This is a genomic window from Duganella callida, assembly GCF_004614165.1.
Lineage (GTDB): Bacteria > Pseudomonadota > Gammaproteobacteria > Burkholderiales > Burkholderiaceae_D > Rugamonas > Rugamonas callida.
In genome coordinates this window covers 1-10172 of record NZ_SPVG01000038.1, presented here as the reverse complement: position 1 = coordinate 10172, position 10172 = coordinate 1, and the positions used below count along the sequence as shown (strand labels likewise).

Here is a 10172-nt window from a genome sequence, read left to right as displayed (position 1 = left end):
ATATAGATCCCGCCCTGCGCGCCCAGGGTCACGGCGATATTGCCGGCGATGGTCCAGGGCGGTCAGAACGCCGGTGGCGCCAAGGCCAACGACGCCGATGCCGTTTTCTCCTACGTGACGTCGGACGCCTTCGACAGCGACGAGCCGGGCAAGGGGCGCCAGCAACAAAAGGCCGTGCGCCGCGACCTCACCGCCGAAGACGACGCGCCGAAGCTGCACAAAGTCCTGGCCGAAGCCGGTCTGGGTTCGCGCCGCGACATGGAAGAACTGATCGTCGCCGGTCGCGTGTCGGTGAACGGCGAGCCGGCCCACATCGGCCAGCGCATCCTGCCGACCGACGCCGTGCGCATCAACGGCAAGCTGCTGCAACGCCGCGTCAATAAGAAGCCGCCGCGCGTGCTGATCTACCACAAGCCGGCCGGCGAAATCGTCTCGATGGACGATCCGGAAGGCCGCACTTCGGTGTTCGACCGCCTGCCGACCATGAAGGCAGGCAAGTGGCTGGCCGTCGGCCGTCTCGATTACAACACCGAAGGCCTGCTGCTGTTCACCACCTCCGGTGACCTGGCCAACCGCCTGATGCACCCGCGCTACGGCATCGACCGTGAATACGCGGTGCGCACGCTGGGCGAGCTGGAAGAGGGGATGCGCCAGAAGCTGCTGGCCGGCGTCGAGCTGGAAGACGGCACCGCGCAGTTCTCCAAGATCGCCGACGGCGGCGGCGAAGGCGTCAACAAGTGGTACCGCGTGATCATCGGCGAGGGCCGCAACCGCGAGGTGCGCCGCATGTTCGAGGCGATCGGCCTGACCGTGTCGCGTCTGATCCGTACCCGCTATGGCGCCATGACCCTGCCGAGCAACCTGAAACGCGGCCGTTGGGAAGAGCTGGAGGAAAACGCCGTGCGCGCGCTGATGACGGCGTACAGCGTCGAAAAGAAGGGCGGCGACAAGCCGGCCGGTCAGGCTGCTGGCGGCAAGGGTCAGCAGCAGGTCAAGCCGGCCCAGAACAAGGGGCCGGAGAAGCGTCAGAAAGGCCGTGACCAGCAGGCGGAACGCGGCAACCGCCGCGAAGAGCGCGACTTCTACGACGACGATGAAGACGACGAGAACGAGCCCAACTTCAACCGCGCCGACCTGAGCAACGCCAACGCGCTGCCGTTCGCCAAACCGGCCCGCAATGGCGGCCGTGGTCAGGGCGGTTTCGGCGGTAATGGCAATGGTGGTGGTAACGGCGGCGGCAAGGCGCGCCAGGGCGGCAACCGTGGCGGCCAGCTCGGCGCTTACGGTGGCGGTCGTCCGCTGGGCGAGGCGCCGGCGCGCGCCCAGGGGCAGGGTCAAGGACAGGGCAACCGCGGCCAGAATCGCGGCCAGCAGCAGTCCAAGGGCCCGAACCGCGGCGGCCCGCGTCAACCGGATCCGCTGCAGACCACGTTCGGCTTTGCCGGCGCCGGCGGTGCCCAGCGTCGCGGTCAGCCGCCGCGCGGCGGCGCCATCGACCATGGCATGTCGCGTCGTCGCAAAGGTTGAGTTTTGCCCGCTCCGCCGACCGGCGGAGCCCTTGTTTGAAAGCGTTGTAACAGTGCCGTTCCAACCATGCGGCATTGCGGCGCAGTTCATATCAGGTTATAATATCTAGCCTAGTACAAGTTATTTGCGAGCCGCGCTCGAAAAGACTTCATCTGGCTAGGTGTTATACAAAGATGGGCAGATGCCCATTTTTTTTTTGTTGAACCGTTTGTGAAGTCTTGTTTATGCCCCATATAAACAAGTCTTGAACTGGAGAATTTCTTGCAACTGCCGGAATTAATTGAAAAGACCGTCACCGGTCTGGGCTACGAGCTGGTTGATGTCGAACGGGCCGAGCGTGGACTGCTGCGCGTGTTTATCGATTTCAGCGCAGCCGACGCGGAAGAAAGAGGTCCGATCACCGTCGAAGACTGCGCTACCGTCAGTCATCAGCTGTCGCACGTGCTGACGGTCGAGAACGTCAACTATGAACGTCTCGAAATCTCGTCGCCGGGATTGGACCGTCCGCTGCGCAAGCTGTCGGATTTCGCACGTTTTGCCGGCCACGAGGCAGTCATCAAGCTGCGCATGGCCATGCCGGGTACGAACAACCGGAAATCGTTCACGGGCATCCTGCGGGAGCCCGATGGCGAGAATTTGTCGTTGGAATTTGAAAGCAATGAAGGTCCGGCGCTGTTGGAATTTACGGTCGCCGATGTGGATAAGGCACGCTTGGTGCCACAGGTGGATTTTAAGGGACGCAAAGCATGAGTCGCGAAGTTTTGTTATTGGTAGACGCGCTGGCGCGTGAGAAGAACGTCGACAAGGATGTCGTATTCGGCGCGCTGGAGTTCGCGTTGGCGCAAGCCACGAAGAAACGCTATGAGGGTGAAGTAGACATCCGCGTTTCGATCGACCGCGAGTCGGGTGAGTTCGAATCCTTCCGCCGCTGGCACGTGGTGCCGGACGAGGCGGGCCTGCAACTGCCGGACCAGGAAATCCTGCACTTCGAGGCGAAGGAACAGATCGCCGACATCGAAGTGGACGATTACATCGAAGAACCGATCGAGTCGGTGGAATTCGGCCGCCGCTTCGCCCAGGACACCAAGCAGGTGGTGCTGCAGCGCGTGCGCGACGCCGAGCGCGAACAGATCCTGGCCGACTTCCTGGAGCGCGGCGACTCGCTGGTCACCGGCACCATCAAGCGCATGGAGCGCGGCGACGCCATCGTCGAATCGGGCAAGATCGAGGCGCGCCTGCCGCGCGACCAGATGATCCCGAAAGAGAACCTGCGTATCGGCGACCGCGTGCGCGCCTACATCCTGCGCGTGGACCGCAACATGCGCGGCCCGCAGGTGATCCTGTCGCGCACCGCGCCGGAATTCATCATGAAGCTGTTCGAGCTGGAAGTGCCGGAAATCGAACAGGGCATGCTGGAAATTAAATCGGCCGCCCGCGACGCCGGCGTGCGCGCCAAGATCGCCGTCTACACCGCCGACAAGCGCATCGACCCGATCGGCACCTGCGTCGGCATGCGCGGTTCGCGCGTGCAGGCCGTCACCGCCGAGCTGGGCGGCGAGCGCGTCGACATCGTGCTGTGGTCGGAAGATCCGGCGCAGTTCGTCATCGGCGCGCTGGCCCCGGCCAACGTCTCGTCGATCGTGGTGGACGAAGAGAAGCACGCCATGGACGTGGTGGTGGACGAAGAAAACCTGGCGATCGCGATCGGCCGCTCCGGCCAGAACGTGCGCCTGGCTTCCGACCTGACCGGCTGGAAGATCAACATCATGACGGCCGAGGAATCGGCCGACAAGGCAGCCCAGGAAACCGCCGCGATCCGCGCGCTGTTCATGGAAAAACTGGACGTCGACCAGGAAGTGGCCGACATCCTGGTGGAGGAAGGCTTTGCCAGCCTGGAAGAAATCGCTTACGTGCCGATCTCCGAGATGCTGGAAATCGAATCGTTCGATGAAGATACCGTCAACGAACTGCGCACCCGCGCCCGTGACGCCCTGGTCACCGAAGCGATCGCTTCGGAAGAAGGCCTGGAAGGCATGGACGAGGCGCTGGTCGGTCTGGAAGGCATGGACCGCATCACCGCCGGCAAGCTGGGCCTGGCTGGTATCAAGACTGTAGACGCGTTTGCCGGCCTGGCCTACGACGAATTCGGCGCCATCCTGGCGCTGTCGGCCGACCGCGCACGCGCGCTGATCAAGAGTGAATTTGAAGATGTGACCGACGATGAGATGAAGTTGGTCGATGCGAAGTACGATGACCGCGCCAAAGCGCTGCAAGCCAAGGCCTGGAATCTGACCGAGTCGGCCAAGGCGTAATTATCTTTATCATCTCCGCGACACATAGAAAAGAGGACTGAATGGCGAGTAACAACGTAGCCCAATTTGCCACCGAACTGAAGATGCCTGCAGATTTGCTGCTGACGCAGCTGCGTTCTGCCGGCGTCGAGAAAAGTTCGGCGTCAGATCCATTGTCGAAAGAGGATAAGGATAAGCTGCTGGATCACCTGCGCCGCACCCACGGCGCGGATCAGCCTGAAAAGAAAAAGATCACGCTGACCCGCAAGGAAACCACCGAGATCAAGCAGGCCGACGCCAACGGCAAGGCCCGCACCATCCAGGTGGCCGTGAAGAAAGTGCGCACCTTCGTGCAGCGCGACGAACCGCTGACCACGACTGCAGCCGCGGCGCCTGCCGCGCCGGTGGTGGACGCGGCCGAGATCGCGCGCCGCGAGGAAGAGGCGCGCAAGCAGGCTGAACTGATCGCACGTCAGGAAGCGGAACTGCGCGAGAAGCAGGAGCGTCTGGCCAAGCTGGAAGCCGACAAGGCCGCCCAGGCCAAGGCCACCGCCGAAGCGGAAGCCGCCGCGCGCAAGCAGGAAGAGGACGAAGCCAAGCGCGCCGCCGCCGTCAAGGCCGCGGCTGCCGCCGCCTCGGCTGCGGCCTCGGCCGACTCGGCCGCCGACGAAGCGAAGAAAAAAGCCGCTGCCGATGAAGCCAGGAAGAAGGCGGAAGCGGCCGCCAAGGAAGCCGCCGAGCAGGCCGCCGCCACCGAGCGCGCACGCCAGGCCGTGGCCGACGAAGTGGCGCAGATCAAGGCCATGATGAGCCAGCCGCGCCGCACCGTGAAGGCGCCGGAGCCGGCGCCGGCCCCGGTCAAGCCGAAAGTGGCGGAAGGCACGCTGCACAAGCCGGCCACCGCCGCCAACGCGGCCAAGGCCGCCGCCGGCACCGCCGGCGCGGACAAGAAGGACGACGCCAAGAAACCGGGCGACAAGAAGTCGATCAAATCGGCGAATGTCGCCTCGACCTGGTCGGACGACGCCAAGAAGCGCGGCGCGCCGGGCGGCAGCAAGGGCCGCGGCAATGCCGGCGGCGCTGGCGCCTCCACCGGCCGCGACAGCTGGCGCGGCGGCAAGGGCGGCGGTCGCCGTCATCACCAGGAAGAACGCGAAAGCAATTTCCAGGCGCCGACCGAAGCCATCATCAAGGAAGTGTACGTCCCTGAAACCATCACCGTGGCCGAACTGGCGCACAAGATGTCCGTCAAGGCATCCGAGGTCATCAAGCAGCTGATGAAGCTGGGCCAGATGTGCACCATCAACCAGGTGCTGGACCAGGAAACCGCGATGATCGTGGTGGAAGAGATGGGCCACAAAGCCTTCCCTGCCGAGATGGACGATCCGGAAGCGATTCTGGCCGACCAGGGCGAGCACGCGCACTACGAAGCGCTGCCGCGCGCACCGGTGGTGACCGTGATGGGCCACGTCGACCACGGCAAGACCTCGCTGCTGGACTACATCCGCCGCGCCAAGGTGGCCTCGGGCGAAGCGGGCGGGATTACCCAGCACATCGGTGCCTACCACGTGGAAACCCCGCGCGGCATCATCACCTTCCTGGACACGCCGGGTCACGAAGCCTTTACGGCGATGCGTGCCCGCGGTGCGAAAGCCACCGACATCGTGATCCTGGTGGTGGCGGCCGACGACGGCGTGATGCCGCAGACCAAGGAAGCCATCGCCCACGCCAAAGCGGCCGGGGTGCCGCTGGTGGTGGCGATCAACAAGATCGACAAACCGGGCGGCAATATCGAGCGCGTGACCCAGGAACTGGTGAACGAAAGCGTGGTGCCGGAAGAATACGGTGGCGATTCGCCATTCGTGCCGGTGTCGGCCAAGACCGGCCAGGGCATCGATGCGCTGCTGGAGCAGGTGCTGCTGCAGGCCGAAGTGCTGGAACTGAAGGCGCCGGTGGAAGCGCCGGCGCGCGGCCTGGTGGTCGAGGGCCGTCTGGACAAGGGCAAGGGCCCGGTGGCCACCATCCTGGTGCAGTCCGGTACCCTGAAGCGCGGCGACGTCGTGCTGGCCGGTTCCTCGTATGGCCGCGTGCGCGCCATGCTGGACGAGAACGGCAAGCCGATCGCGGAAGCCGGTCCGTCGATCCCGGTCGAAATCCAGGGCCTGACCGAAGTGCCGCAAGCCGGCGAGGAAGTCATGGTCATGGCCGACGAGCGCAAGGCGCGTGAAATTGGTCTGTTCCGTCAAGGTAAGTTCCGCGACGTCAAGCTGGCCAAGCAGCAGGCCGCCAAGCTGGAGAACATGTTCGACCAGATGGCTGAAGGCGAAGTGAAGAATCTGCCGCTGATCATCAAGACCGACGTGCAGGGTTCGCAGGAAGCGCTGGTGGGCTCGCTGCAGAAGCTGTCGACCTCGGAAGTGCGGGTGCAGATCGTGCACGCGGCCGTCGGCGGCATCACCGAGTCGGACGTCAACCTGGCGGTGGCCTCGAAAGCGGTCATCATCGGCTTCAACGCCCGTGCCGACGCGCAGGCGCGCAAGCTGGCCGAGTCCAATGGCGTGGACATCCGCTACTACAACATCATCTACGACGCGATCGAAGAGGTGAAGGCGGCACTGTCCGGCATGCTGGCGCCGGAGAAGCGCGAAACCGTCACCGGCCAGGTGGAAGTGCGCCAGGTCATCCTGGTGTCGAAGGTCGGCGCGGTGGCCGGCTGTCTGGTCACCGATGGTGTGGTCAAGCGTACCTCGTCGGTCCGCCTGCTGCGCAACAACATCGTGGTCTGGACTGGCGAGATCGACTCGCTCAAGCGCTTCAAGGACGATGCGAAAGAAGTGCGCGCCGGCCTGGAATGCGGCCTGTCGCTGAAGAACTACAACGATATCCTGGTGGGCGACACGCTGGAAGTGTTCGAAGTACAGGAAATCGCTCGTACCCTGTAATTCGGGCATATCAGGCAGCATCAGCAGCATCTGGTAAAGTGGACGGAGGGCAGCCTCCGTCCACTTGCCGTTTATGGAATCATCATGGCAAAACACAGCAAAAACATTCCGCAGCGCGGTCAGCGCGTTGCCGATCAGATCCAGAAAGACTTGTCGGAGCTGATCGCCTTTGAACTCAAGGATCCGCGCGTCGGCATGGTCACCCTGGCCGAAGTGCAGCTGACTCCCGACTACGCGCACGCCAAGATCTACTTCACCATGCTGAAGGATGACGCGGAAACCGTGAAGAACACCTTGGCCGGCCTGCAGGCCGCCGCGGGCTACCTGCGCAACCAGCTGGGCAAGCGCCTGCACATCCACACGCTGCCGCAGCTGCACTTCGTGCACGACACCTCGGCCGCGCGCGGCATGGCGATGTCGGCGCTGATCGACCAGGCCAACAGCACCCGCGCGCTGGACGACGGCGACGCATGAATCAGGCACGTGTGAAACGCGTCCGCGATCTGGTGGACGGCGTGCTGCTGCTCGACAAACCGGTCGGACTGTCCAGCAATGACGCCCTGATCAAGGCCAAGCGCGTCCTCAACGCCAAAAAGGCCGGTCATACCGGCACCCTCGATCCGTTCGCCACCGGCCTGCTGCCGCTGTGCTTCGGCGAGGCCACCAAGTTCTCGCAGGACTTGCTGGAAGCCGACAAGACTTACGACACCATCGTCCACCTGGGCCAGACCACCGACACCGGCGATACCGAAGGCCAGGTGCTGGAGACGCGCGAGGTCGACGTCACCGTCGAGCAGATCGAAACCGTGCTGGCGCAGTTCCGCGGCCCGATCAAGCAGGTGCCGCCGATGTACTCGGCGCTCAAGCGCGACGGCAAGCCGCTGTACGAATACGCGCGCGAAGGCATCACGCTGGAACGCGCGGCGCGCGACGTGGTGATCCACAAGCTGGAACTGATCGCCTATGAAGCGCCGTTCCTGAAGCTGTCGGTCACCTGCAGCAAGGGCACGTACATCCGCGTGCTGGGCGAAGACATCGGCAAGGCGCTCGGTTGCGGCGCGCATCTGAACGCACTGCGCCGCACGCAGGTCGGCGCGCTGACCACCGAGCACATGATCACGCTGGAAGAGCTGGCCGCGCACGAAACGCCGCTGAGCCTGCTGTCGCCGGTCGATGCGCTGCTGTCCAGCTTCCCGGCCGTGCAGCTGAATGCCGAGCTGGCCAAGCGCTTCCTCAATGGCCAGCGCCTGCCGCTGGGCAAGGAGCCGGGCATCCAGGTGCCCAAGGTGCAGGGCAGGGTGCGCGTCTATCTGGACGACAAGCTGCTCGGCACCGCCATCCTCGGCGAATACAGCATCCTGGCGCCGGAGCGCCTGATCGCAGTTCCCCAGCAATAAACCGCTGAAGTTGCAACGCAACATGCTATACTAGAGGGCTACGCTTAACCTGCGTACCCACCCGCAGTTTTTCCGCACATATACAATCATGTCTAATACCAAACGCGCAATTCGCAATATTGCAATCATCGCCCACGTTGACCACGGTAAAACCACCCTGGTTGACCAGCTGCTGCGCCAGTCCGGCACCTTCCGTGAAAACCAGGCTGTCGATACCCGAGTCATGGACTCGAACGACCTCGAAAAAGAGCGCGGCATTACCATTCTGTCGAAGAATTGCGCTGTTGAGTACGAAGGCACCCACATCAACATCGTCGACACCCCTGGCCACGCCGACTTCGGCGGCGAAGTGGAACGCGTGCTGTCGATGGTCGATTCCGTGCTGCTGCTGGTCGATGCGCAGGAAGGCCCGATGCCGCAGACCCGTTTCGTGACCCGCAAGGCGCTGGCCCTGGGCCTGAAGCCTATCGTGGTGGTCAACAAGATCGACCGTCCGGGCGCGCGCGCCGACTGGGCGATCAACCAGACTTTCGAACTGTTCGACAAGCTGGGCGCCACCGACGAGCAGCTGGACTTCCCTATCGTCTACGCCTCGGGCCTGAACGGCTATGCCGGCCTGACCGAAGACGTGCGCGGCGGCGACATGAAGCCGCTGTTCGAAGCCATCCTGAAATACGTGCCGGTGCGTGACGACAATCCGGACGGCCCGCTGCAGATGCAGATCACCTCGCTGGACTACTCGTCCTACGTGGGCAAGATCGGTATCGGCCGCATCTCGCGCGGCCGCGTGAAGGCAGGCCAGGACGTGGTGTTCATGAACGGTCCCGACGATACCCCGACCAAGGGCCGCATCAACCAGGTGCTGAACTTCAAGGGCCTGGACCGCGTGCTGGTGGATGAAGCCGTCGCCGGCGACATCGTGCTGATCAACGGTATCGAAGACATCGGCATCGGTTCGACCGTGTGCGCGCCCGATGCGCCGGAAGCGCTGCCGATGCTGACCGTCGATGAGCCGACCCTGACCATGAACTTCATGGTCAACACCTCGCCGCTGGCTGGCCGCGAAGGCAAGTTCGTGACCTCGCGCCAGCTGCGCGACCGTCTGGACAAGGAACTGAAATCCAACGTGGCGCTGCGCGTGCTGCCGACCGACGACGACACCATCTTCGAAGTGTCGGGCCGCGGCGAACTGCACCTGACCATCCTGATCGAAAACATGCGCCGCGAAGGTTTCGAGCTGGCCGTGTCGCGTCCGCGCGTGGTGTTCAAGATGGTCGACGGCGTGCGCGAAGAGCCGTTCGAAATGCTGTCGGTGGACGTGGAAGAAGCCAACCAGGGCGGCGTGATGGAAGAACTGGGCCGTCGTCGTGGCGACCTGCAGAACATGGAATCGGACGGCAAAGGCCGTGTGCGTCTGGAATACCGTATTCCGGCGCGTGGCCTGATCGGCTTCCAGGGCGAATTCATGACCCTGACCCGCGGCACCGGTCTGATGTCGCACGTGTTCGATGCCTACGCCCCGGTTGATGCGTCGAAAGGCGAACTGGCCGGCCGTCGCAACGGCGTGCTGATCTCGCAGGACGACGGTGCCGCCGTGGCCTACGCGCTGTGGAAGCTGCAGGACCGCGGCCGCATGTTCGTCGAGCACAACACCCCGGTGTACGAAGGCATGATCATCGGCATCCATTCGCGCGACAACGACCTGGTCGTGAACCCGATCAAGGGCAAGCAGCTGACCAACGTGCGCGCTTCCGGCACCGACGAAGCGGTGCGCCTGGTGCCGCCGATTCAGATGTCGCTGGAATACGCGGTCGAGTTCATCGAAGACGACGAACTGGTCGAAATCACCCCGAAATCGATCCGTCTGCGCAAGCGCTACCTGAAAGAGCACGAGCGCAAGAAGGCATCCCGCGAAGGCGCATAAGCCCACGCCGCATGACGAAAGCCGCCCCATCCGGGCGGCTTTTTTTTGGTTCATCGCGGATTACCGGGAAAAGCGGCTTTGATCTTCAGGA

Annotated in this window: 6 protein-coding genes and 1 pseudogene; all 7 read left to right on the top strand. The window is 63.7% G+C overall.

Going from position 1 to position 10172, the window contains the following annotated elements; genetic code table 11:
- Positions 1 to 60: 60 nt before the first annotated feature.
- Positions 61 to 1527: pseudogene (locus tag E4L98_RS31030) on the top strand (pseudouridine synthase); the annotation flags it as partial.
- 261 nt (positions 1528 to 1788) lie between these two features.
- Positions 1789 to 2277: a ribosome maturation factor RimP gene (rimP, locus tag E4L98_RS04235; protein ID WP_135200328.1), complete on the top strand. Its 489-nt coding sequence runs from the start codon at positions 1789 to 1791 to the stop codon at positions 2275 to 2277.
- Positions 2274 to 3839, top strand: coding sequence for a transcription termination factor NusA (gene nusA / locus E4L98_RS04230; RefSeq protein ID WP_135200327.1), 1566 nt, complete (start codon positions 2274 to 2276; stop codon positions 3837 to 3839). The genes rimP and nusA overlap by 4 nt, the downstream gene beginning before the upstream one ends.
- A 41-nt stretch (positions 3840 to 3880) precedes the next feature.
- A complete protein-coding gene (infB, locus tag E4L98_RS04225) occupies positions 3881 to 6760 on the top strand; it encodes a translation initiation factor IF-2 (protein WP_135200326.1) in 2880 nt (959 codons plus the stop codon).
- Between the two features lie 84 nt (positions 6761 to 6844).
- The gene (rbfA, locus tag E4L98_RS04220; RefSeq protein WP_135200325.1) at positions 6845 to 7234 is read left to right on the top strand and encodes a 30S ribosome-binding factor RbfA; all 390 of its coding nucleotides are present in this window, start codon (positions 6845 to 6847) and stop codon (positions 7232 to 7234) included.
- Positions 7231 to 8157 carry a tRNA pseudouridine(55) synthase TruB gene (gene truB, locus E4L98_RS04215; protein WP_135200324.1) on the top strand — a complete coding sequence of 309 codons (927 nt, stop codon included), beginning with the start codon at positions 7231 to 7233 and terminating at the stop codon, positions 8155 to 8157. The genes rbfA and truB overlap by 4 nt, the downstream gene beginning before the upstream one ends.
- 88 nt (positions 8158 to 8245) lie before the next feature.
- Entirely contained in the window at positions 8246 to 10081 is a 1836-nt protein-coding gene (typA, locus tag E4L98_RS04210) for a translational GTPase TypA (protein ID WP_135200323.1), read from the top strand.
- Positions 10082 to 10172 lie beyond the last annotated feature (91 nt).